We start from the raw sequence: 22,380 nt of genomic DNA, 5'->3' as shown, positions 1-22,380 counted from the left end.
CGACCATGGTGGGGTGACCACAACCGCTGGCCAGCGTACGACCGCACGCATCCCGCCGCACGCGTACTTCGTCACCAGCGCCGTCTTCCACTACCTCGGGCCGTCGATGGCCGTGCTGCTGTTCGCGCGCGTCGGCGTGCTCGGAGTGGCGTGGCTGCGGATCGCCGCGGCCGCCGCGGTTTTCGCGGTCTGGCGGCGGCCGTGGCGCGTACTCGTCGCCGCGGACCGGCGGCAGCGGCTGCTGTTGGTCGCGCTCGGCGCGACCCTCGGCCTGATGAACGCGGTGTTCTACCTGGCGATCGCGCGGCTGCCGCTGAGCACCGTCGGCGCGATCGAGTTTCTCGGACCGATCCTGCTGGCGGCGGCCGGCGTACGCACGTGGCGCAACCTGGCGGCCCTGGTGCTGGCCGTCGGCGGTGTCGCGTTGCTCACCGAGGTGCGGCTGGCCGGTGAGCCGCTCGGCTATGTGTTCGCGTTCCTGAACTGCGCCGGTTTCGTGCTCTACGTGCTGCTCGGTCACCGTGTCGCCGCCGACGGCGGCGCTTCCGGCATCGACCGGCTCGGTGCGTCGATGCTGATCGCGCTGGTGATCGTGAGTCCGGTCGGGCTGACCGACGCGGTCGCCGCGTTTTCCGCGCCATTGCTGATCGCCGCCGGTGTCGGCGTAGGGATCTGTTCGTCGGTGGTGCCCTACGTGTGCGACCAACTGGCGATGGCGCGGCTGTCGCGCGCGACTTTCGCTTTGATGCTGGCACTTCTGCCGGCCACCGCGACGCTCATCGGCGTCGCCATCCTTCATCAGGTGCCGACCCTGACCGAGCTCGCCGGCATCGTGCTGGTGATCGCCGGCGTGGCGCTGCACAATGCGCCGCGAGGGTGACGTCTCAGCGGGCTGGTCGGCGAGTCGACCGCCGAAACGCCACCCTCGCGGTGGTCAGGAGGTGGGTGGGATGGGCTCGGTCTTCTCGGTGCCGACGGGCGGAGGTGGCGGTGGCGGCTCCTGCGTACGCTCGCCGCGCAGGACCGACCGGCGCGTCTGGTAGTCCTCCGCGTCGATCTCGCCGCGGGCGAAGCGCTCGGCCAGGATCGACTCCGCCGACGCGGTCGCGGACGGTCCGTTGGCGAACCTCTGCGCCATCAGCTGCGCGCGGTCGAAACCGCCACGCTTGCGCATCAGCGCGACCGCCAGCAGGACGAAGAGCACGAGCAGCACGAGCAGGCCGAAGAAGACCAGCGGTCCGAGGAAGAAGAATCCGCCGTGGGGTCCGTACATCATGACCGGCTCCTTTCTGATCGGTCGCTTCCATCCTCCACCTCGCGGCTAAGAAACGCCTGAGGAGTGGCTCCGGTACGATTAATTTCGTTCCGGATTCCTAGCCGGTCGGCGCCTGCCGGACAAGATGGCGCGAAAAATGCTGCGATTCGTACGAAAGGGCCGGTTGGCCCCGAGCCGGTGACCGGCTCACCGCGGGTGAGCCCGCGCAAGGAACTGGTCCGTCGACGCCGCCGCCGCTCGCATTCGTGCTGGGGCCATCTGATCGCCGCGCCGCTGTGGCCGAAGTACGGCGTCAATCTCGGCACTCTGCTGCGCACGTGCGACGCCGTCGGCGCCTGTCTGGCCGTGCCGAGACGCGACTGGGTCCCGGCCGCGCTCGACCGCGGCAACACGCTGCGGCGGCCGAGCTGCGTGCACTGGCTGAACAATCCACGCAACTGGCTGCTGGCCGAACGCGCCGCCGGCGCGCGTATCGTCGCCGTCGAGCTCGCCGACGAGTCGATCCGGATCGGCGACCTTCCGGCAGCCCGTGGTCGTACGGTTGCGTTGCTGGGACACGAAAGTCTCGGCATCCCGGACGAGGTGCTGGATCTGGTCGACACCGCTGTCGAGATCCCGATGATCGGCAGCGGAGTGAGCCTCAACGTGGCCGTCGCCGGATCCTTGGTCCTCTACAAGCTGGCCGGCATGCTCTAGCGGTGGTGCGACAGGGGCGCGTGGTGGTCGGCGCCGGCGGCGGTCGCCGGGTCGGTGTGTACGGTCGCGCCGGCCAGCCGCGGCACCGCGTGCAGCAGTCGGTGCTCGGCGTCGACGGCGATGGAGTGCGCCTCGACCAGGCTGAGTGCCGCGTCGACGACGACATCGGTCTCGGCGTGCAGGTGGTGGCCGATCCAGCGCAGTCGCAGCGCGCCGACCGTCTGCACGCCAGGGGTGTCCAGCAGCGCGTGCTCGGCCTGCTCGACCAGCCGCGGGTCGACCGCGTCCATCAGCCGCCGATAGACCTCGCGCGCCGCGTCACGTAGCACGAACAGGATGGCGACGGTGATGAGCAGACCGACCGCCGGGTCGGCCCACGGCCAGCCGATCGCCACGCCGCCGGCGCCGAGCAGGACGGCCAGTGAGGTGAACCCGTCCGTACGCGCATGCAGTCCATCGGCCACCAAGGCGGCCGATCCGATCCGCCGGCCGACGCGGATCCGATAACGCGCCACCAGCTCGTTGCCGGCGAAGCCGACCAGCGCCGCGGCCGCCACGGCGAGCAGGTTGTGCACCGGCTGCGGATGCAACAGCCGGTTGACCGCCTCATAGCCGGCCAGCGCCGACGAACCGGCGATGACCAGCACGATCGCGATGCCGGCGAGGTCCTCGGCGCGGCCATAGCCGTAGGTGTAGCGGCGGTTGGCGGCGCGCCGGCCGACCAGGAAGGCCAGGCCGAGCGGGATCGCGGTGAGCGCGTCGGCGACGTTGTGCAAGGTGTCGCCGAGCAACGCGACCGAGCCGGAGATGACGACGACGCCGGCCTGGATGACGGCGGTGATGCCGAGGCCGAGCAACGACAGCCAGAGCGCGCGCATGCCGTCGCGGCTGGCCTCCATCGCCGAGTCGACCTTGTCGGCGGAGTCGTGCGAGTGCGGCGTCAGGAGATGCCGTACGCGCTGCGACAACCGGCGCCGGCCGTGACCGTGCGCGTGTCCGTGATCGCCTGTCACGTCCTGATCGTATCCGCCGGCTTTGACGCCGCGTAGCCAGAAACGAGCCGGCGTAGAACGATGAGCGGATGAGCGACGACTATCCACCGGGTCAGGATCCGCGTCGCTGGCGCGCCCTGGCGGTGACGCTGCTGGCCGGCTTCATGGGCCTGCTGGACGTGAGCATCGTCAACGTCGCGTTTCCGTCGATGCAGCACGCCCTCAACGCTTCGCTCAGCGATGTGCAGTGGGTGGTGTCCGGATACGCGTTGACCTTCGGCCTCGCGCTGGTGGCCGGCGGCCGGCTCGGCGACGGGTGGGGACGTAAGCGGATGTTCCTGATCGCACTCGCCGCCTTCATTCTGACGAGCGTTTTGGCCGGTGCGGCCACGACAGCTCTGTGGCTGGTGATGGGCCGGCTGCTGCAGGGGTTTGCCGCCGGCCTGCTCACGCCGCAGAACTCCGGCCTGATCCAGGAGCTGTTCCGTGGCGCGGAAAGAGGACGCGCGTTTGGCCTTTTCGGCGCGACAGTGGGGATCTCGACCGCGGTCGGTCCGGTGCTCGGCGGCCTGATCCTGGCCGTGTTCGGCGCGGAGCACGGTTGGCGCTGGGTTTTCTACGTGAACGTACCGATCGGCGCGGTCGCCCTGCTGCTGGCGATGCGCCTGCTGCCGGGCAGGCAACGCAAATCGGCGTCGGCGGACATCGATGTCGTCGGTGCGCTGCTGCTCGGGTTGGCCGTCGTCGGCGTACTGTTTCCGCTGGTGCAGTCGGAAAATCACGGACTGGCGAAATACTGGTGGATGTTTCCGATCGCCGCGGTGCTCGGTTTTGCCTTCATCCGGTGGGAAGCGAGGGTCGTACGGCGCGGTCGCGCGCCGCTGCTGGACGTACGCCTTTTCACCCAGACGCCGGGATATTCGGCCGGCGCCGCCATCGGTGCGGTGTATTTCTGTGGCTTCGCCGGCATCTGGCTGGTGATGGCGCTGTTCTTCCAGGACGGCCTGCATTACACGCCACTTGAGTCCGGCTTGGCGGTGACCCCGTTCGCGATCGGCTCGGCGGTCGCCGCGGTCGTGGCCGGCCGAGCGGTGGCGCGCTGGGGCCGGAAGGTGACGGTCGCCGGCCTGGTTCTTGTCGTGCTCGGATTGGCGTCCGTAGCCGTGATCGTCCTGCTGGTGCCGCCGTCATCGGCCGGCTTCGGGGTGGCGTTTCCGCTGCTCGTCGCCGGTGTCGGCGGTGGTGCGGTGATCTCGCCGAACACCACGCTCACGCTGGAATGCGTACCCACGCGGATGGCCGGCGTCGCCGGCGGCGCGTTGCAGACCGGCCAGCGGGTCGGCACGGCCATCGGCACAGCGGTGCTCGCGGCGGCCTATCGCGCCGGTGTCGGCGAAGGAAACGCATACGAACGCGGTGCCTCCGCCGCCATGTTCGGCGCGGTCGCCGTCGTGCTGGTCGCGCTGGGGATCGCGTTGTGGGAACTGTGGTCGCGACACTCGCGTATCAGTGCCGGCACGGCGACCACGACCGAAACCGCAGCCGCCACCGACGTACACCGGAGCTAGTAGTACTACCAGGCGTTGTCGATAGACGGTGATCGGATCTTGGCGGCGGGGGGGGAATGTACGCGTTGGGCTTTTCGCTTGTAGCGAAGAAAACATTGTCCACAGATGTGTGTGGTGGCGTGGTTTTGTCGGTGTGGCCGGTATTATTGGAGGCATGACCACTCCTTCCGTCACCACCGCGCCAGTCGGTGACCCGTGGCCGGAAGAAGACGCGGACGCGCTCGCGGCGATGCTGCGCGAGGCGGAGCGGGAGTATCGCAAGGCCGCTGCGCGGGTGTTGAATATCGTGAAGGCGATTGAGCACAAAGAGGCGTACGAGCAGCTGCAGGCGAAGAATATCCAGCAGCTGTTGGAAGACCAGTTGTTGCTCTCCCCGACCGAGGCCAGTCGCAGGGTGCAGCGCGCTCGCGCGTTCTGCCCGGGCATGGCGCTGACCGGTGAAATGTTGGCGCCGAAGCTGGACCTCGCCGCCCAGGCCATGCGCCGCGGCGATCTGGCCGACTCGCAGTTGGACGCGATCCGTACGGTGATCACGAGGTTGCCGGCGCACGTGGACTTCCAGCAGCGGCGTGAAGCCGAGGCTGCGATGGTCGAGGGCGCCAAGCACATGGACGCCGGTCGGCTCTATCGGCTCGGCACCCGGCTGCACGCCTACCTCGATCCCGACGGCGCCGCACCATCAGACAAAGAAACCGCGAAGCCGCGCCGGGAGTTGCATCTGCACACCGGTCGCGACGGCCGCCTCGCGTTGCGCGGCATCCTGGACGCGGAGACCGGTTGTCTGTTGCAGGACGTGTTGTCGCCGTTGGCCAAACCAGAGGGCGAGGACGGCAAGCCGGATCCTCGATCGGCGGCCCAGCGCAACGGTGACGCGCTGGCCAACACCCTCAATCTCGTGGCTGATACCGGGAAGCTGCCGATCCAGGGCGCCGAACGGCCGCACCTGACCGTCACCATCTCCTGGGAGATGCTCCGCGACTGCCTGGGTGTGGCGCGCGCCTACGAAGGCCTCACCATCAGCCCCGGAAACCGCCCGCCGACTGGCCTGCGACGCCGACATTATTCCGGTCATCCTCAACTCCGAAGGCGTACCACTAGACGTCGGCCGCAAGGAACGCCTCGCCGGACCAGAGCTGCGGAAAACGTTGATCGCACGGGACAAAGGTTGTACGCGGCCGGTCCGGCACACGAGAGCGCATCACATCGTGTCGTGGGTCGATGGTGGCACCACCTGCCTGGAAAATTGCGTGCTGCTCTGCGACCGGCACCACCGCGAAATTCACCACACCGACTGGACCGTACGGATGAACAACGGCCACCCCGAGTTCATCCCACCACTCGACGTGGACTACGAGCAAAAGCCGCTCCGAAATACCTACCACCTGTACGGCTGAACCGAACAGGTGGACCACCAACCAACAACACACATGCTCGCTCCTCGCCTCAGCAACCAGAAAGCCGAGACGAGGAACAAGCGCGTGGTTGGATGGTCACGGCCGTCAAGCGTGGCGTGCTGCAGTGGCTGGGCGGGCAGCCGACCAGCTTTCGCCGCGATCACCGTCATCGCGGTGACGGGTCTGCCCAGACTTCGGTTGACACCGTGAGCTTGCCCAGGGGGCGTTGCCGGCGTTTGCGATGGCACTTCGTCTCGATCCAGGACACCACCTGCGCCGACCTGGCCCATCGACCCGGCCAACCCATGAGCGCGCAACAGGCGCCGGTGAGCCGCCGACCGGAATAGGGCGCCCCAGTCGGAGCGGACGACGACACCGCGCGGGTCGCGCAGCGCGATCGCGTTGCGCAGCGCGCTGACCGCGAGTGAGGCTCGCATGTGCGAAGCGATGGAGTATCCGACGATCTTGTTGGAGTAGCAGCGTCGGCGGTGAAATTCCGGCGAATCAGGTCGTCGTGCACCGGCGACCCCGCCTTCTTGGACCGTCCTTTCTTCCTGGCGTGCAACGAGAAGATCTGCTGCATCGAGCAGATCAGATGCGCATCGTCCCAGCCCCGCTGACAGACCGGGGCAGCGCACCACTGGTAGGCACCACTGGTAGGCACCACTGGTAGTAGGCCTGCCGGGACAGGCCCAGCACCCCGCACGTCACCGCGACCGGCACCCTGATCGGCGCGCCGGCCGCGGCCAGTTCACGGACGAGCAGGAAGGCGTAGGTAGGGGCTTGGGCATAAAACGACATCCTTCCAAGCAAGGCCGAAGCCTCACACGTGAGATGTCAACCAGACCCTGGGCAGACCCGACGGTCAGGAATCTACGCACGGAGTCTCCTGTACCGCAGGTCCGGCGTTTACGACGTAATCGTGGTCCTTTCCGGCATTTCTTCGTGCAGCGAATTAGACGAAACCGGCCGTCGCGTGTGGCTGGTAGGGCTCCTCCAGCCGCGCGATTTCCTCGGCGGTCAGCTCAAGGTCGACCGACGCGACGGCGTCCTGGAGATGCTGGAGCTTGGTCACCCCGACGATCGGCGCGGACACCTGCTTTTTGCTTGACAGCCAAGCCAAAGCGACCTGTGCCCGGGACACGCCACGTGCCTTGGCCACCTCCGCGACACGCTCCACGACCGTACGGTCCTCGTCCACATACAGGACTTTGCCGAAGCCGTCGGTCTCGCTGCGGGCAGTCGAGGTGTCCCAGTCACGGGTCAGCCGGCCGCGCGCGAGCGGACTCCACGGGATGACGCCGATGCCCTGGTCGGCGCACAGCGGGATCATCTCGCGCTCTTCCTCGCGATAGATCAGGTTGTAGTGGTTCTGCATGGTGACAAACCGCGTCCAGCCGTGTTTTTCGGCCAGGTAAAGAGCTTTCGAAAACTGCCAGGCATACATGGAAGAGGCGCCGACATAGCGTGCTTTCCCGGCCTTGACCACGTCATGCAGTGCCTCGAGGGTCTCCTCGATAGGTGTTTTGTAGTCCCACCGATGGATCTGGTAGAGGTCGACGTAGTCGGTGCCGAGCCGGCGCAGGCTGTGGTCGATCTCGGTGAGGATCGCCTTGCGGGACAGCCCACCGCCGTTGGGTCCCGGCCGCATCTGGCCGTGCACCTTGGTGGCGAGCACGATCTCGTCGCGGTTGGCGAAGTCGTTGAGCGCGCGGCCGACGATCTCCTCGCTGCGTCCGTACGAGTAGATGTTGGCCGTGTCGAAGAAGTTGACGCCGGCCTCCAGCGCGGCCTTGATGAACGGCCGGCTGGCCTCCTCGTCGTAGCCCCACACGTGCGTACGGCCGGTCGCGCCGCCGAAGCTCATCGTTCCCAGGCAGATCGCCGAGACGTCCAGGCCGGTCGAGCCGAGCTTGCGATACCTCATCGAAGTTGGTCCTCCCCAGAAAACCCGCGGTCGCCACCGACCGTACAGCGGCGGCGAGTGTGACGCTCGCCGCTGGACAAGCCAAATTATGGACATCTAGTATCCAGAATTGATGACTGAGCGGCGGTACGGACCGGTGTTGGTGGTGTTGCTCTCCGCCTGGTTCATGGCACAGTTCGACTTCTTCGTTGTGAACGTGGCGGCGCCGTCGTTCCAGCGCCAGCTGCACGCCACGCCGGCCGCGCTGGAGCTGATCGTCGGCGGCTACGCGTTCACGTACGCGGCCGGCATGATCACCGGCGGCAGGCTCGGCGATCTGTACGGTCATCGGCGGCTTTTCCTGATCGGGATGGCGGCTTTCGCCGTCGCGTCGCTGTTGTGCGGCTTGGCCGCCGATCCGTTGCAACTCGTGATCGCGAGGCTCGCGCAAGGGCTGACCGGTGCGCTGATGGTGCCGCAGGTGCTGGCGATCATCACCGCCGGATTCCCGGCCGAGCGCCGCGGTTGGGCCATCGGCTGGTACGGCACGGCCGGCGGTGTGGGCTCGATCGCCGGGCAGGTGCTTGGTGGATTTCTGCTCGACGCCAACGTGGCGGGCCTGGGCTGGCGGGCGATTTTCCTGCTGAACGTGCCGATCGGCATTGTCGCGATGGCTCTGGCGGCGAGGCTGCTGCCACGGGTGGAACCGCCGGCGCGCGTACGGCTCGACCTGCTCGGCTCGGCGGGTTTGGCTCTGGCGCTCGGACTCGTGCTCGTACCGTTGGCGCTCGGCCGCGAGGAAGGCTGGCCGGTGTGGACCTGGCTGGCGACGGCGGCGGCACTGCCGGTCGGTCTGGCAACCCTTTGGTGGCAACGATCCTTGCACGATCGCGGCGGCCAGCCGGTGCTGGAGCTGGCGTTGTTTCGCGTCAGGTCGTTCGTCGCCGGCGTCGGCAGCAGCGGCGCCTTCATGGTCTATTTCGGCAGTTTCATGTTCACGTTGACGCTGCTGTTGCAAGGTGGACTCGGGCTGACCGCCTTCCAGGCCGGGCTGGCGTTCGCGCCGATGGGAGTGACGTTCTCTGTCGCGTCGGTGCTCGGCGCGCGGATCCCCGGCCGCGTCGCCATCGTGACCGGCGGCCTGACCATCCTTTGTGGACTGACGATTTTGCTGCTGGGACCGCGAAACGGCTTGGCCTGGGTCGTCATCGCGGTGTCGATCGTCGGCCTGGGAAACGGTCTGACGTTGCCGAGGCTGATCGGCGCGTCGCTGGTGGACGTACGGCCGGCGCAGGCCGGTGTCGGCTCCGGCATGCTGACGACGACACAGCAGTTCGCGAGCGCCGCGGGTGTGGCCGTCATCGGTACGGTTTTCTTCACCGTACAAAGCGAATCGGGCTATCAGGTGGCGATGGGATACGCGGCCGCGCTGCAAATGGCGCTGATCCTCGCGGTCGTCGTCGTTCAGGGCACCCAGATGTCCAGCGCGATTTCTCGCCTGTGCTCGCTGAAAAGCCGGTCGGGTGAGACCGCACGGAGCAGCGCGCGCAGCCGCCGTTCGAAGTCGTCGGCGCGCTGACCGAACAGGTGCGGCGTCGCGTACGACAGCGAGAACACAGCGGCCACCACCTGGTCCTCGGTACGCGTCATCACCTGGCTGGCGACCTCCAGCCGCCGCAGGTGTGTGTAGCCGGCGGCGCGCATCACGTCTTTCTCGCCACCGGGCTTGCCCGTGCCGGCAGGCCTGCCCGGGCCGAGGAACTTGGCGACGAGGTCGTCGATCGCGTCGTGCGGCGGCCGCGGATGTGGCAACGGATCGGCGCCGTCCATGCCGCGGTGCGTGGTCGCGCCGACGTGGACCCAGGCGCCGCCCGGCGCGAGCATCGGCCGTACGCGCGTCGCCACCGCCGGCTGGTCCATCCAGTGGAACGACTGCGCGAAGGTGACCAGCCGGAACGGCCCCCACTGCACCGGCACCCGCTCAGCGGTCGACTGCCGCCAGCTGATCCGGTCGTCGCGTCGACGCGCTTCGGCGAGCATGCCGGCATCCGGATCGACACCGACCGTCTCGGCGAACAGCGGGGCGAGCAGGACGGTCAGTGAACCCGGACCACACCCCATGTCGAGCAGCCGGCCGGTGCCGTCGAGCCGGAGCGTTTCGGCGAGAACGGTGGCGATTTGCGGCGGATAGGGCATCCGTCCGCTGACGTAATGGCTGGCACTTCCCGCATAAAGCGTCTCGTCCCACACAAAGCAAATCGTAGGACGGGTGACTAACGGTTTTTGACCTGCGGCGTTGCGTTGATCATCGAGGGTCGGTGCTAACGATTCGCGGCTGGTCTGCGATGGTGGGTTAGTACGAGTACGGAGGCGCGCGTCATGTTGTTCCGTTCCCGGTTGCGGTCGGCCGCGTTGCGATACGCGCGCGGCGGCTGGGCCGTGCTGCCGGAGTCGGTGGTCGACCTGTCGCAGGCCAGCGTCGACCCGGACCAGGTCGCGGCCTGGTGGCCGCGGGCCAGGTCGCAGGAGGCGGTCTGCCTGCCGACTGGCCGCAGCTTCGACGTGCTCGACGTGTCGACCGTGCTCGGGGCGCACGCCGTACGGATCATGGAATGCCGCTCCGGTCCGCATCCGGCGGCCATCCGTACGCCGGACCGCTGGCTGTTCTTCACCGCGCCGGCCACCGGATCCGAGCCGATCTGGGACACCCGGCTGGACATCCTGCACCGCGGTCCCGGCGGCATGGTCAAGGCACCGCCGTCGCCAGGTGCCGGCCACTGGGTGTGGCACTGGGAGCTGCGCCACCACTGCCTGCCGGCCCTTGCCACCGTGCTGGAGGCGCTGACCGTCGCGCACCAGCTCAGCTCGGAGCAGGTTTTCCAAGAGGCTTACTGACGCGCGATGGAGTTTCTCTGCTATCACCGCGATCGAGTGGACTCGCTCGCTTTGCGGGAGGAGCTGAACGGGAAGCACTGGTCCTATATGGACGGTTTCGCCGACGAGCTGATCGCACGTGGACCGACCTTCGACGGTGACACCCTGCTCGGCAGCGTGCACATCGTCGACCTGTTGGACGCGGCCGCCGCGCGGGCGTTCGCCTTCGAGGAGCCCTGCTATCAGGCCGGTGCCTACCGGGACGTGTTGATCCGTCGCTGGCGCAACGCGCTCGGCCGCACGATGTGGGACTTTCCGGGGGACCGTACGGCCGGCAACCGCTATTTCGTCCTCGGCCTCGGCGCCGGTCCGGGCGTCGACCTCGAGCCGCCGGGGGACAAGGACGACCTGATCGCATACGGTCCACTGCTGTCCGACGACGGCACCGCCTGGCTCGGCACGGCAGCCTTGGTACGCAAGGCAAACCGCGACGCCGCACGCGCCGTGCTGACCGTCGACCGGTATGCCGATGTCGAGGTCTACGACTGGGATTTCGGCGGCCGGCGCTAGTCCCGAGTTTGCGACTCGGGACATCAGTGTCACGGCTCGGGACACTCGGGCCTAAGCGGCCGTGGCTGCCGCCACGTACATCACCACGCACACCGTCAGCCGGCCCGACTCGGCGCGCGCTTCCTGCTCGGCGAGCCAGCCGGCCTCGCCGCTGGCCGCCGCGGCCATCCGCAGCGCCGATCCGATGACCGTCAGGTCCGTGAAGACCAACGGCACGGCGTCCACGCGTACGTCGGTGAATCCGTTGTCCACCAACAAACCGCGGAAGTCGCGAGCGACCGCGGGGCTCGGCATGCTGTCCGCCATGCCGCGTACGATCGCGCGCGTCAGCGGCAGATCGTCGGCCGCGACACCGATCGTGTCCCAGTCCTGACCGACCAGCACGATGCGACCGCCGGTCCGCAGCACGCGCCGGGCCTCAGCGGCCGTGACGGACGGCTGTGCGAGCTGGTGCATCACCTTGTCCATCCGATAGCCGTCGATTTCCCCGTCGGCGTACGGGAGTTTCTCCGCGCTGGCCTCGACGAACCCAAGTCGCGGATGGCGCCGTCGAGCGATCGCCAGCATCCGTGCGTCGACATCGACGCCTGCCGCGGCGTGCCCAGCCGCCGCCAGCTCGGCGACCGCACGACCTGTGCCGCAGCCGATATCCGCGACCACGGACCCGGGCGAGAGACGGAGCAGTTCGTACGACCGCTGGCGCAACGCGACGGCCTCCGGCCGGGTTTCCGCCGCGTCGAGCGCGGCCAGCATCGCGGCCGTACGCTCGTCGAGCTGAGGGTTTCCTGTGACGGTGTCGTTGACCATGCGACGAGCCTGCAATTTCATGTCGACATGAAGTCAACCGCGGATCTGGGCATCGGCGAGCTCGCCGAGCAGTTCGGCCTGGCGACACACGTGCTCCGGCACTGGGAGGCCGAGGGCCTGCTGGAGCCGAGCCGGCTGAGCAACGGCCGCCGGCGCTATGGCCCGCGCGACGTGACGCGGGTGGCGCTGATCCTGGCCGGCAAGGACGTGGGGCTCAGCCTGGAGCGGCTGCGCGAGACGTTCCAGGCCGCCGACGGCGGCCAGCGGCGCAAGCTGATGCGCGAGCATCGTGACGACCTGCAGCGACGTATCGACATCCTGCGCCGCGCCCAGGAGATGGTCGACCACGCGCTGCTGTGTACGGCGCCGGATCCGCTGGAGTGTCCGGTGCTGCTCGCATACGCGCGGTCAGTGCGGCTGGGGGACCGGGGGACCGACCGGTTCGGCGCTGGTCTCGCTCGGACTGCCGGGGAAAACGCAGGTGGCGATGGCGCCACCACCGGCAGCGGCGGCCAGCGTGACGGTGCCGCCGATCTCGCGCATCACCTGGGCGACGATCGCCAGGCCGAGACCTGAGCCGGGAAGCGCCCTGGCCGTCGGCGACCGCCAGAACCGCTCGAAGACCGCGGTCGCGTCCTCCGTCGAGATGCCGGGGCCATGGTCGCGTACGGTCAGTTTTCCGTTGCGCAGCACGACTTCGATCGCGCCGGCCGGCGGACTGAACTTGATCGCGTTGTCCAGGATGTTGAGCACCGCGCGCTCCATGCTGGCCGGGTTGCCGACGACGTACCACGGCTCGGTCGTCGCGGTGATCTCGTGGTCCGGCCCGCGCAGCCGGGCGCGCCCGAGCGCCCGCTCGACGACCTTGTGCAGCGCCACCTCGCGTTTGACTCCGTCGACCGCGGCCTCGTCGCCGCGCGCCAGCGCGAGCACGTCGATGACCAGGTCGGAGAGCTCGCGCAGCTGGGCGTCGATGCTGGTCAGCATGCGTGGCGCCTCACCTTCCGGCAGCGGCCGGCCGGTGGCGGCGCTGCGCAGCAGCAGGTCGACGTTCGTCCGCAGGCTGGTCAGCGGCGTACGCAGCTCGTGTCCGGCGTCCTCGATCAGCCGCCGCTGCCGCTCACGTGACACCGCGAGCGCACCGGTCATCGTGTTGAACGCCTCGCCGAGCCGCGCGATCTCGTCGTCGCCTTCGATCGGCAGCTTGACTGACAGGTCCTCGGTACGGGCGATGTGTTCGGCGGCCTGTGTCAGCCGGTCGACTGGTGCGAGGCTGGCGCGCGCGATGACCAGGCCGCTGCTGGCGGCCAGCAGGATACCGAGCGCGGCGATGCCGGCGTAGAGAAACGCGAGTGCGCGCAGTGCACTGTCGATGTCGTCGAGCGGCTGCGCGATCATCAGCGCGGCCTCTGGAGCGTTGGTGATCTGCACGGTGAGTACGCGCAGGTGCGAGCCGTTGGGCAGCGTCTCGTCCCGGAAGGCGTACGTCTGGTCGGTCTCGCGTCCGGCGATCGCGAGGTCGCTGGCCCGGATCTGCGGGAGGTAGGAGGCCTGTCCGCAGATCCCGAAGCCGCGCGCGTCGACGACCTGGATGCGGATCGTGTTGCTCCACAGTTTGGCCTGCTGTGGCAGGCAGAACTGGCGCAGGTCGCCGACCGGGCTGAACGACTTGGCGGTCTGCTTCAGCGTGCCGTCGAACTGCTGGTAGAGCTGGACGTACGTGACGAGCCAGCCGGCGATGGCCGCCAGAGCGATGGCGATGGCGACCGCGCCGGCGGACATCAGCGCGAGCCGGCCGCGGAGGGTGAGCCGATGACTCATCGCCGGCTCACCCCGGTTGCCGCAGCACGTATCCGACGCCGCGTACGGTGTGCAGTAACCGCGGTGAGCCCGGCGGCTCGGTCTTGCGGCGCAGATACATCATGTAGACGTCCAGCGAGTTCGAGGCCGGCTCGAAGTCGAACCCCCACACCGCCTTCAGGATCTGCGCACGGGTGAGGACCTGCCGCGGATGCGACAGGAACAGCTCGAGCAGCGCGTACTCGGTGCGGGTCAGCTCGATCCGCTGGTCGCCGCGCCAGACCTCGCGCGTGGTGGTGTTCATCGCCAGGTCGTCGAAGGACAGCGTGGCGCCAGTCTCCCCGCCGGCCGCCTCCGCCGGGGCCTCGGCGGTGGCGAGCGCGCTGCGGCGTAACAGCGCACGCAGCCGCGCCAGCAGCTCCTCCAGGTCAAACGGCTTGACCAGGTAGTCGTCGGCGCCGACGTCCAGACCGGTGACGCGGTCGCCGACGGTGTCGCGCGCGGTGAGCATCAGCACCGGCACCATGTCGCCGTCGGCGCGCAGCCGGCGGCAGGTGGTGAGGCCGTCGCGACGCGGCATGAGTACGTCCAGGACGACGACGTCGGGATGGTCGGCGGCGATCCGTTCCATCGCCTCGATGCCGTCGGCGGCCAGGCTGACCTGGTAACCCTCGAAGGTGAGGCTGCGGGCCAGCGAGTCCCGTACGGCCGGCTCGTCGTCGACGACGAGGACGTGCCGCGGCGCGCTCGGCTCGGCGTTCGGTTGCATGATGCAAACAGTAGGCATCACCGTCCGAAATCGCCTGCTATCCAGGTCACGTGGTGCATCTCTAAGCGAATTCTCACGCCTCTCTGACAGCGGGCTCACCGGTCGCTTCGATGGTGGAGGCATGACCAGTGCGGCGGCCGAGCGGGACGGGGAGGCGGCCGCTCCGCTGATCGAGGTCGTGCTGCCGGTACGCAACCGCGGACCCGAGTTCGCCGAGGACGTCGCCTGCCTGCACGCTGCGCTGGCGGCCGCGCCCGGCGCCTTCCGGCTGGTGATCGCCGACGCCGGCAGCACGGACGGGAGCTGGCTGGTGGCGCGGCGGCTGGCCGCCGAGCTGCCCGAGGTGTACGCGCAGCAGGTGCCGGCGCGAGGTGGCCCAGCGGCCGTCCGCCAGGTGTGGGAGGCCAGCGACGCCGACGTGGTCGCCGACCTGCGCGTCCCGCCGTACGCCGGTCGCCGCGATGTCCTGCCAGGGCTGGCCGATCTGCTGTCCGGCCGGATCGACGTCAGCGTCGGCGCCGGCTATCTGGCCGTACGCACGGTCATCGCACAGGCGCTGCTGTCCGACATGAGCGGCCGGATCCGCCGTTTCGAGTCGGCGCTGGTGGCCGCCGCGGCCCGCCACGGGCTGCGGATCCAGCGGTCGTCGCGCTGGCGGCCGCGCTATCGTTGGTGGCGCCAACGTAGGTGGCGCCACTGAATAAGCCGGGGTTGGCGCCGAGGTCACGCTCGGTTGGGGCCGCGTACTCGGATATTGAGGCTGGCACTGGCAGACCTAGGTCCCGGCCGATCTGGGTCCGACGCGGTGGCTGGGTCAGACTGGCCACATGACACGGATTTGGTTGATAACCGGCGCCACCTCGGGTTTTGGACGCTCGCTCGCCGAGGCGGCGGTGGCGGCCGGTGACATCGTCGTCGGAGCCGCGCGGAAGCCTGAGCGACTGGAGGAGTTCGCGAGCGCGCATCCGCGACAGGTGTTCCCGGTGCGCCTGGACGTGACCGACGCCGACGCCGGTCGCGCGCTGGTCGACGAGGTGGTGGCGCGGCACGGCCGCATCGACGTACTTGTCAACAACGCCGGCCGTACGCAGGTCGGTGCGCTGGAGGAGACGACCGACCAGGAGCTGCGTGCGCTTTTCGACCTGCATTTCTTCGGTCCTGCCGCGCTCACGCGTGCCGCGCTGCCGCACATGCGCCGGCAGGGTGGTGGTGCGGTCGTGCAGATGTCCAGCGTCGGCGGTCAGATCACCGGTCCCGGTTTCGGCGCGTACTGTGCCACGAAGTTCGCGCTGGAGGCGCTGACGCAGACGCTCAGCCAGGAGGTCGACTTCGGCGTACGGTTTCTGATCGTCGAGCCGGGAGCCTTCCGCACGAGCCTTTTCGACCCGTCGGCCGCGTACCTGTCCGCGCCGATGCCCGAGTACGCGGCGACCGTCGGCCCGACGCGCGACTATGTCACCGGTGGCGACGGCTCGCAGGCTGGCGACCCGGCGAAGGCCGTACGCGCGATCATCCAGGCCCTCGACGCGCCGAAGACGCCGTTGCGGCTGGCGCTCGGCGGCGACGCCGTCGACAGCCTGCGCCAGCAGCATGCCCTGCTGGCCGCCGACCTGGACGAATGGGAATCCGTTTCGCGGGACACCGCCTTCGACAGCTGACCAGCCTTTGGTCGCATGGCCACCATGCGTGCGCTCGCATGGCATGCAACGACTCCCACGCCGCCGCGATCCAGGCGCGCGTAAGGGAGTCCCTGTGAACATCCAGCGGCGGCTAGGGCGGCCGCTGGTATGGCTGCCGTGGCCAACCATGCGAGTGAGACGGCCTGACCGGGTAATACTTGGTTAACAAGACATCAAACCCGGGCAATTGGCACCCCGGACATCGAGCCCGGCCAGGCGAGCAGCCACAACAGCATTACTGGCCTCAGTAGTCACACCCACCACAGGTGCTGGCAGTCACGCGGACGTGAAAGCCGTGTTCCTTGCATCTAGCGCCAGTAACTCGGCATTCACGCCACCGGTATACCTCACAAGACAGTCATTTAGCGTTACACGCCCCGGTGGATCTCATGTAGTGGACCTTGTCGCCACCTGCCATGACACCTTCCGTGCCGGCCCGCGCAGCCGATGACTGGACGTACGTCACCCGGTCGCTGCGCCACCCGACGATGACCCGGATGGGCAGCTCTGGGAGCAGGGTAGGCGAGCCGGGGACCCTCACGTTGCCAACCGTCGGGCGTCCAGTGGCGCGGAACAACCCAGAAGTTAAAACCCAAGCTCAACGCACGCATGGTGGCCATGCGAGCGTCCGGGTCGGATTGACATGCAGCCGGATGGCTGCCTATAGTCACATGCAGCCGGGTGGCTGCATGTTGGAGGTGGGCGTGGACGAGGTCTTCCGAGCCCTGGCGGACCCGAGTCGCCGCCGCCTGCTCGACAGCCTCAACGCGCGTAACGGACAGAGCCTGCGCGAGCTGTGCGCGGGGCTGGAGATGGCGCGGCAGTCGGTCAGCAAACACCTGGCCGTGCTGGAAGTGGCCAACCTGGTGACGATCTCGTGGCGTGGCCGGGAGAAGTTGCATTTTCTCAACGCCGTGCCGATCAACGCGATCGCCGACCGGTGGATGAATCAGTACGACCGCACACGGGCCGGCGCGCTCGCCGACCTGAAAGCCGCATTGGAGAAGGAGCCAGTGGCACCGCAAATGAACACGGAGTTCGTCTACACGACCTACATCAAGACCACACCGGAGAAACTCTGGCAGGCGCTGACCGAGCCGGCCTTCACCAGGCGTTACTGGGGCGGCCTGGGACTGGTCTCCGACTGGCGGGTCGGGTCGCCGGTGTTGCTGCAATACGGTGACCAGCAACCAAAAGACCAGGGGCAGGTCGTGCTGGTCGCCGATCCCTACCGGCGGCTTTCCTATCGCTGGCACCAATACCAGCCGGAACACCAGGAGTACTTCGGCTGGAGCGACGAGGAGTTCGCCGCGGCTGCGAACGAAAAGCAGTCCAAGGTGACCTTCGACATCGAGCCGGTGACGGCCGGATCGGTGAAGCTCACCGTTACTCACGACGATTTCGAACCGGACAGCAAGATGTACCAGGGCATCAGCGGTCAGCTGGAGAGCGGTGGCTGGCCGGAGGTGCTCGCCGGCCTCAAGTCGCTCATCGAGACCGGTGAGCCGCTGCCGGACAGCGCCGACGACAAGCGTTGGCAGGACGCGATCAAACAGGAGGCCCGATGATTCCCGTTGTCAACACCGAAATCCTGATCCGCCGGCCGTGCGCGGAGGTCTTCAACGCATTCGCCGACCCGGACGTGACCAGCCGGTTCTGGTTCACCAAGAGCACCGGCAAGATGGTCGCTGGCGCGCAGCTGACCTGGTCATGGGAGATGTACGGCGTCTCCGGTGACGTGCGCGTCAAGGAGGTCGTGCCGGACAGCCGCATCGTCTTCGACTGGAACGAAGGCAGGACGACGGTCGAGTTCGACTTCCGGCCGTGGGGCGACGGGATGACCCACATGACCGTCAAGGAGACCGGCATGACCGGCACGCTGGAGGAGATGGTCGCCTACGCCGCGGACTCCACCGGCGGCTTCACCTGGATGCTGAGCGCCGCGAAAGCGTTGCTGGAGCAGGACGTCCAGCTCAACACCGTCCGCGACGCGCATCCGGAGCTGCTCAAACCCGGCTGGTGAAATGGCAGGCCGCCGCGTGCTGGCCGGCGACCGGGATCATGTCCGGATCGGTTGTCCGGCAACGCTTCGCGTCGTCCTCGTCGAGCGTGAGGTGCAGCGGACAGCGGTCGCGAAACCGGCAGCCGGTGTGCCGGCGGGTCGGGCTCGGCGGATCGCCTGGCAACAGCACCCGTTCGCGAGCGCGCTCGATCTCCGGATCCGGCACCGGCACGGCGGACAGGAGCGCGCGCGTGTACGGATGCGCCGGCCGGTCGAAAACCCGGTCGACCTCGCCGCTTTCGATCGTACGACCGAGATACATCACCGCGACCCGGTCGGCGAGGTGCCGGATCACCGAAAGATCGTGGGAAACGAACAGATACGACAGACCAAGCTCGGTTTTCAAGCGCTGCAACAGGTTCAGGATGCCGGCCTGGATCGACACGTCCAGTGCCGACACCGGCTCGTCGAGCACGAGCAGCCGCGGCCGCACCGACAGCGCTCGCGCGATGGAGATCCGTTGCCTTTGCCCGCCGGAAAACTCGTGCGGAAACCGGGTCGCGTCGGCGGGGGAGAGGCCGACCAGCTTCAGCAGCTCCGGTACGCGCCGGCCGATGTCGGCACGGTCGGCGCGCTGTGCCCGCAACGGCTCGGCGATGATGTCGCCGACCGGCATCCGCGGGTCGAGACTTCCCATCGGATCCTGGAAAACGATCTGCACGTCGGCGCGCAACGCGTGCTCGGCCGAGGCGGAGAGCTGGTCGGTACGCTGGCCGAGGATCGTGACCGTCCCCGACTCGACCCTGGTCATCGCCAGGATCTCGAACAGGGTCGTGCTCTTGCCGGCTCCTGACTCACCGACCAGACCGAGCGTCTCACCGGTGCGGATGGTCAGGTCGACGCCGTCGACCGGATAGACCGTGCCGACCCGCCGCTTGAACACCGATCCCTTCAACAGCGGGAAAGTCTTGGTCAGCCGGTCGACGCGCAGCACCTCGACGCCGGTCGCCGGCCTGGCCGGTGGTGCGGCCGGCACGTGATAGACGGTGTCCGGGGTCAGCGAGTGCTCGATGACGTGCTCGGCGCGATGGCAGGCGACCGTGTGATCGCCAGCGATGGCACGCAAATCCGGCGCGGCTTCGCGGCAGCGTGGCTCGACCAGCGGACAGCGGTCGCTGAACGGGCAGCCGGACGGCAGCCGCGTCGGCGACGGCGGCGAGCCGGGGATCGGTACGAGCGGTCGCGATTCGGCACGGTCGATGCGCGGGACGGCGCCGATCAGGCCGAGGCTGTACGGCATCACCGGTCGCCGGAAAAACTCGCCGACCGGCGCCGACTCCACCACTTTGCCGGCATACATCACGGCCACTCGGTCGGCGGAGCCGGCGATGACGCCGAGATCGTGGCTGATCAGCACCAGCGCCGCGCCGGTCTGTTGCTGTGCTTGCCGCAGCACGTCGAGGATCTGCGCCTGGATGGTCACGTCGAGAGCGGTCGTCGGCTCGTCGGCGACCAACACGTCCGGGTCGTTGGCGATCGCCATCGCGATCATCGCGCGTTGCCGCATGCCGCCGGAAAACTCGTGCGGAAACGCGTCGGCACGTACGCGCGCGTCCGGGATGCCGACCAGGTCGAGCAGCTCCACGGCTCGCGACCGCGCCGCCTGGCCGCTGACCTTTTGGTGCGCCATAACGGCTTCGGCGAGCTGCTCACCGATCCGGTAGACCGGGGTGAAGGCCGACAACGGATCCTGGAAGACCATCGCCACCTTACGGCCGCGCAGCTGCGACAACGCACGGTCGGAGGCGCCGACGACCTGCGCGCCGGCGATCGTCACGGACCCGGAAACCGTTGCCGAGGCTGGCAGAAGTCCCATCAGGGCCAGCGCGGTGACCGACTTGCCGGAGCCGGACTCGCCGACGATGCCGAGCACTTCGCCAGGTGCGACCTGGAAACTGACGCCGCGCACGGCCGGCACCGGCGTCGCCGCGTCGAAGGTGACCGACAGGTCATCGACTCGCACCACTGGCTCGGTCACCGCCGCCCCTTCCGCGAGAAGAAGCGTCGCCGCGTACGGTCGGAGGTCGGGTCGAGCGCGTCCCGCAGGCCGTCGCCGACGAGGTTGATCGCCAGCACGAAAACCACCAGCAGCCCGGCCGAGAAGAAAAACATCCACGGATACGTCAATGCGGATCCGGTGCCGGCAGCGATCAGCGTTCCGAGCGACACGTCCGGCGGCTGCACGCCGAATCCGAAGTAGGACAAGGCGGTCTCGAACATCACCGCGGAACCGACCGTGATGGTCGCGTCGATGATGAGGAAGGAGGCCACGTTCGGCAGGATGTGGCGCAGGATGATCCGCACCGGACGCACGCCGGCGAACCGCGCGACTCTGACGAACTCCTGCTGTTTCAGCGAAAGCGTCATCGACCGGATCACTCGCGCGGTGATCATCCACACCAGGACGGCCAGGATGCCCACGAACGCCAGCCAGCCGTAGGTGCGCATGCCGGGCGAGACGACCGCGATGATCAGCAGCGGCGGGAAAACCAGCAGCAGGTCGACGAAGAACATCGCGATCCGGTCGGTCCAGCCGCCGAAATAGCCGGCCGCGGTGCCGACGGCGGCGGCCACCCCGGTGGAGAAGACCGCTACCAACAGGCCGATCAGCAACGACTTCTGCAGGCCGCGTACGGTCTGGGCGAAAACGTCCTGGCCGATCGGATTGGTGCCGAGCCAATGCTCGACCGACGGCGGATCGCGCAGCGCCGAATAGTCGATGTCCGCATACGACCAGTGCGTCATGAAGGGTCCGGCGAAGGCCAGCACGAACAGCAGCACGATGGCGATCAGCCCGGCCAGTGCCGAGGTGTTACGGCGAAACCGCTTGAACACCACCGAAAACCGGCTCGGTGGCGCGGTCGCCAGATGCTCGGCGACGACCGCCGCGGTGCCGGCACTTTCCGCCTGTACGGTCTGCGGCGGTGCTTCCGGTTGGGTCGACATCAGCCGACCCGGACCCGCGGATCGAGCGCCGCGTGCAGCACGTCCGCGACTAATCCGGCCAGCAGCACCGAAACCGCGGTGAACATGCTGACGGTGACCACCGAGTTGACGTCACTTTTGTTGATCGCGTCGATGAACCAGGCCCCCATGCCGTTCCAGCCGAAGATCTTCTCGGTGAAGATGGCGCCGGTGACGATCCCCAGGAAACCGTACGCGAAGAACGTCGACATCGGAATGAGCGCGATCCGCAGGCCGTGCTTGAAAACCGCGCGCCGCTGCGTCAGCCCCTTGGCGCGTGCCGTGCGAAGATAGTCGGCGCCGAGCACGTCGAGCATCGTACTTCGTTGATATCGGCTGTAAAGTGCGATCGTCATCAGGCCGATCGACATGGTCGGCAGCAGCAGGTGGATCGCCGCGTCCCAGACATGCGTCCAGAAACCGCCGGTGAGGCCGGCCGAGCTCTCGCCGGTGAACAGGATGACGTCGGCGCCGACCGCCTGGTTGAACGCGATGGCGCCGATTTTGAGCAGCACGGCGAGCAGGAACACCGGAGTGGACAGCAATACGAAGGAAATGATGGTGATCGCCCGGTCGGAAAACCGATATTGTCGCAGCGCGCTGTACGCGCCGGCGGCGATGCCGGCGATCGTGCCGACGATGGTGCCGAGCAGCAACAACCGCAGGCTGACGCCGAGCCGCCGGCCGAACTCCTCGTTGACCGAGGTGTTGTCGATCGTACGGCCGAAGTCGCCGTGCAACACGCCGCCGGCCCAGCTGCCGAACCGGACGATCACCGGTGTGTGGTCGTTGATGCCCAAAGCGGTCAGCTGGCGGTCGACCGACGCCGGCTGCGGTGGCGGGATCTTGCCCTCGAAGTACGCGCGCGGCGACAGCGCCGCGGATGCCAGCAAATATGACAAAAAGGTCGCCATCACCAGCAGGACGACGTAGTAACCGAGCCGTCGCAGCAGATATCCCGCCACCGAACCTCCGCCGCACCTGACAAACTGCCGACATCGGACACCACTATCCGGAATCTCG

At 68.1% G+C, this 22,380-nt stretch carries 21 protein-coding genes and 2 pseudogenes; 12 read left to right on the top strand and 11 right to left on the bottom strand.

Annotation, left to right across the window (positions count from 1 at the left end; all coding sequences use genetic code 11):
* The first annotated feature begins 13 nt into the window (after positions 1-13).
* A complete protein-coding gene (locus GNX95_RS06880) occupies positions 14-880 on the top strand; it encodes an EamA family transporter (RefSeq protein WP_246281528.1) in 867 nt (288 codons plus the stop codon).
* A gap of 54 nt (positions 881-934) precedes the next feature.
* Here the strand turns inward: GNX95_RS06880 and GNX95_RS06875 are convergent, their stop codons facing one another.
* Positions 935-1,276 (bottom strand): SHOCT domain-containing protein, encoded by a 342-nt coding sequence (locus tag GNX95_RS06875; protein WP_163506280.1) that lies wholly within the window; start codon positions 1,274-1,276, stop codon positions 935-937.
* Between the two features lie 177 nt (positions 1,277-1,453).
* Here GNX95_RS06875 and GNX95_RS06870 point away from each other — a divergent pair, with 177 nt between their 5' ends.
* Positions 1,454-1,972, top strand: a complete 519-nt coding sequence (locus GNX95_RS06870) for an RNA methyltransferase (RefSeq protein WP_163506279.1) — start codon at positions 1,454-1,456, stop codon at positions 1,970-1,972.
* Here GNX95_RS06870 and GNX95_RS06865 read toward each other — a convergent pair.
* Positions 1,969-2,985, bottom strand: a complete 1,017-nt coding sequence (locus tag GNX95_RS06865; RefSeq protein WP_246281527.1) for a cation diffusion facilitator family transporter — start codon at positions 2,983-2,985, stop codon at positions 1,969-1,971. The two genes, GNX95_RS06870 and GNX95_RS06865, sit on opposite strands and share 4 nt — an antisense overlap.
* Positions 2,986-3,053: 68 nt before the next feature.
* Here GNX95_RS06865 and GNX95_RS06860 point away from each other — a divergent pair, with 68 nt between their 5' ends.
* Positions 3,054-4,532, top strand: coding sequence for an MFS transporter (locus GNX95_RS06860; protein ID WP_163506278.1), 1,479 nt, complete (start codon positions 3,054-3,056; stop codon positions 4,530-4,532).
* A 154-nt stretch (positions 4,533-4,686) separates the two neighbouring features.
* Positions 4,687-5,496, top strand: a pseudogene (locus tag GNX95_RS44200) (DUF222 domain-containing protein); the annotation flags it as partial.
* Between the two features lie 411 nt (positions 5,497-5,907).
* Here GNX95_RS44200 and GNX95_RS44195 read toward each other — a convergent pair.
* Positions 5,908-6,363 carry a hypothetical protein gene (locus GNX95_RS44195; protein ID WP_425483891.1) on the bottom strand — a complete coding sequence of 152 codons (456 nt, stop codon included), beginning with the start codon at positions 6,361-6,363 and terminating at the stop codon, positions 5,908-5,910.
* 518 nt (positions 6,364-6,881) lie between these two features.
* A complete protein-coding gene (locus tag GNX95_RS06850) occupies positions 6,882-7,853 on the bottom strand; it encodes an aldo/keto reductase (RefSeq protein WP_163506276.1) in 972 nt (323 codons plus the stop codon).
* 112 nt (positions 7,854-7,965) lie between these two features.
* Here GNX95_RS06850 and GNX95_RS06845 point away from each other — a divergent pair, with 112 nt between their 5' ends.
* Positions 7,966-9,411: an MFS transporter gene (locus GNX95_RS06845; RefSeq protein WP_163506275.1), complete on the top strand. Its 1,446-nt coding sequence runs from the start codon at positions 7,966-7,968 to the stop codon at positions 9,409-9,411.
* On the opposite strand, the gene GNX95_RS06840 is transcribed toward GNX95_RS06845, so the two are convergent.
* Positions 9,297-10,082 (bottom strand): class I SAM-dependent methyltransferase, encoded by a 786-nt coding sequence (locus tag GNX95_RS06840; protein ID WP_222853433.1) that lies wholly within the window; start codon positions 10,080-10,082, stop codon positions 9,297-9,299. The two genes, GNX95_RS06845 and GNX95_RS06840, sit on opposite strands and share 115 nt — an antisense overlap.
* A 129-nt stretch (positions 10,083-10,211) precedes the next feature.
* Here GNX95_RS06840 and GNX95_RS06835 point away from each other — a divergent pair, with 129 nt between their 5' ends.
* Together GNX95_RS06835 and GNX95_RS06830 are read left to right on the top strand one after the other, a co-directional pair.
* A complete protein-coding gene (locus GNX95_RS06835) occupies positions 10,212-10,727 on the top strand; it encodes a bifunctional DNA primase/polymerase (RefSeq protein ID WP_163506274.1) in 516 nt (171 codons plus the stop codon).
* Positions 10,728-10,733: 6 nt separating this feature from the next.
* Positions 10,734-11,276 (top strand): YciI family protein, encoded by a 543-nt coding sequence (locus tag GNX95_RS06830; protein ID WP_163506273.1) that lies wholly within the window; start codon positions 10,734-10,736, stop codon positions 11,274-11,276.
* Between the two features lie 51 nt (positions 11,277-11,327).
* Here the strand turns inward: GNX95_RS06830 and GNX95_RS06825 are convergent, their stop codons facing one another.
* The gene (locus GNX95_RS06825; protein ID WP_246281526.1) at positions 11,328-12,083 is read right to left on the bottom strand and encodes a methyltransferase domain-containing protein; all 756 of its coding nucleotides are present in this window, start codon (positions 12,081-12,083) and stop codon (positions 11,328-11,330) included.
* A 27-nt stretch (positions 12,084-12,110) separates the two neighbouring features.
* Between GNX95_RS06825 and GNX95_RS43020 the strand changes: the two are divergent.
* Positions 12,111-12,371: pseudogene (locus GNX95_RS43020) on the top strand (helix-turn-helix domain-containing protein); the annotation flags it as partial.
* Between the two features lie 120 nt (positions 12,372-12,491).
* Here the strand turns inward: GNX95_RS43020 and GNX95_RS06815 are convergent.
* Positions 12,492-13,904, bottom strand: a complete 1,413-nt coding sequence (locus tag GNX95_RS06815) for a sensor histidine kinase (RefSeq protein ID WP_163506271.1) — start codon at positions 13,902-13,904, stop codon at positions 12,492-12,494.
* 7 nt (positions 13,905-13,911) lie between these two features.
* Complete coding sequence (locus GNX95_RS06810) at positions 13,912-14,652, bottom strand: response regulator transcription factor (protein WP_163506270.1); 741 nt, start codon at positions 14,650-14,652, stop codon at positions 13,912-13,914.
* A gap of 121 nt (positions 14,653-14,773) precedes the next feature.
* On the opposite strand from GNX95_RS06810, the gene GNX95_RS06805 reads away from it, so the two are divergent.
* From GNX95_RS06805 to GNX95_RS06790, 4 genes are all read left to right on the top strand, one after another.
* Positions 14,774-15,352 carry a glycosyltransferase family 2 protein gene (locus GNX95_RS06805; protein ID WP_163506269.1) on the top strand — a complete coding sequence of 193 codons (579 nt, stop codon included), beginning with the start codon at positions 14,774-14,776 and terminating at the stop codon, positions 15,350-15,352.
* Between the two features lie 127 nt (positions 15,353-15,479).
* Positions 15,480-16,310, top strand: a complete 831-nt coding sequence (locus GNX95_RS06800; protein WP_163506268.1) for an SDR family NAD(P)-dependent oxidoreductase — start codon at positions 15,480-15,482, stop codon at positions 16,308-16,310.
* Between the two features lie 710 nt (positions 16,311-17,020).
* On the top strand, positions 17,021-17,899 hold the full coding sequence (locus tag GNX95_RS06795) for an ArsR/SmtB family transcription factor (protein WP_246281525.1): 879 nt from the start codon (positions 17,021-17,023) through the stop codon (positions 17,897-17,899).
* Complete coding sequence (locus tag GNX95_RS06790) at positions 17,896-18,354, top strand: SRPBCC family protein (protein WP_163506267.1); 459 nt, start codon at positions 17,896-17,898, stop codon at positions 18,352-18,354. Before GNX95_RS06795 ends, GNX95_RS06790 begins: the two co-directional genes overlap by 4 nt.
* Here GNX95_RS06790 and GNX95_RS06785 read toward each other — a convergent pair.
* The 3 genes from GNX95_RS06785 to GNX95_RS06775 are packed head-to-tail and all read right to left on the bottom strand — an operon-like array spanning position 18,338 to position 22,322.
* A complete protein-coding gene (locus GNX95_RS06785; protein ID WP_163506266.1) occupies positions 18,338-20,371 on the bottom strand; it encodes a dipeptide ABC transporter ATP-binding protein in 2,034 nt (677 codons plus the stop codon). The genes GNX95_RS06790 and GNX95_RS06785 overlap by 17 nt on opposite strands.
* A complete protein-coding gene (locus GNX95_RS06780) occupies positions 20,368-21,339 on the bottom strand; it encodes an ABC transporter permease (protein ID WP_163506265.1) in 972 nt (323 codons plus the stop codon). The genes GNX95_RS06785 and GNX95_RS06780 overlap by 4 nt, the downstream gene beginning before the upstream one ends.
* Entirely contained in the window at positions 21,339-22,322 is a 984-nt protein-coding gene (locus GNX95_RS06775; protein ID WP_163506264.1) for an ABC transporter permease, read from the bottom strand. The genes GNX95_RS06780 and GNX95_RS06775 overlap by 1 nt, the downstream gene beginning before the upstream one ends.
* Positions 22,323-22,380: the final 58 nt, after the last annotated feature.

The organism is Fodinicola acaciae (assembly GCF_010993745.1).
Taxonomy (GTDB): Bacteria; Actinomycetota; Actinomycetes; order Mycobacteriales; family HKI-0501; genus Fodinicola; species Fodinicola acaciae.
Note: the sequence above shows the minus strand (reverse complement) of the source record. Positions and strands in the feature narration are given on the sequence as shown.

Coding starts and splice junctions, on each gene's coding strand:
- GNX95_RS06875 (WP_163506280.1), bottom strand. CDS start 1,276: ATGATGTACGGACCCCACGGCGGATTCTTCTTCCTCGGACCGCTGGTC.
- GNX95_RS06860 (WP_163506278.1), top strand. CDS start 3,054: ATGAGCGACGACTATCCACCGGGTCAGGATCCGCGTCGCTGGCGCGCC.
- GNX95_RS44195 (WP_425483891.1), bottom strand. CDS start 6,363: ATGCGAGCCTCACTCGCGGTCAGCGCGCTGCGCAACGCGATCGCGCTG.
- GNX95_RS06850 (WP_163506276.1), bottom strand. CDS start 7,853: ATGAGGTATCGCAAGCTCGGCTCGACCGGCCTGGACGTCTCGGCGATC.
- GNX95_RS06845 (WP_163506275.1), top strand. CDS start 7,966: ATGACTGAGCGGCGGTACGGACCGGTGTTGGTGGTGTTGCTCTCCGCC.
- GNX95_RS06835 (WP_163506274.1), top strand. CDS start 10,212: ATGTTGTTCCGTTCCCGGTTGCGGTCGGCCGCGTTGCGATACGCGCGC.
- GNX95_RS06830 (WP_163506273.1), top strand. CDS start 10,734: ATGGAGTTTCTCTGCTATCACCGCGATCGAGTGGACTCGCTCGCTTTG.
- GNX95_RS06825 (WP_246281526.1), bottom strand. CDS start 12,083: ATGGTCAACGACACCGTCACAGGAAACCCTCAGCTCGACGAGCGTACG.
- GNX95_RS06815 (WP_163506271.1), bottom strand. CDS start 13,904: ATGAGTCATCGGCTCACCCTCCGCGGCCGGCTCGCGCTGATGTCCGCC.
- GNX95_RS06810 (WP_163506270.1), bottom strand. CDS start 14,652: ATGCAACCGAACGCCGAGCCGAGCGCGCCGCGGCACGTCCTCGTCGTC.
- GNX95_RS06805 (WP_163506269.1), top strand. CDS start 14,774: ATGACCAGTGCGGCGGCCGAGCGGGACGGGGAGGCGGCCGCTCCGCTG.
- GNX95_RS06800 (WP_163506268.1), top strand. CDS start 15,480: ATGACACGGATTTGGTTGATAACCGGCGCCACCTCGGGTTTTGGACGC.
- GNX95_RS06795 (WP_246281525.1), top strand. CDS start 17,021: ATGTTGGAGGTGGGCGTGGACGAGGTCTTCCGAGCCCTGGCGGACCCG.
- GNX95_RS06790 (WP_163506267.1), top strand. CDS start 17,896: ATGATTCCCGTTGTCAACACCGAAATCCTGATCCGCCGGCCGTGCGCG.
- GNX95_RS06780 (WP_163506265.1), bottom strand. CDS start 21,339: ATGTCGACCCAACCGGAAGCACCGCCGCAGACCGTACAGGCGGAAAGT.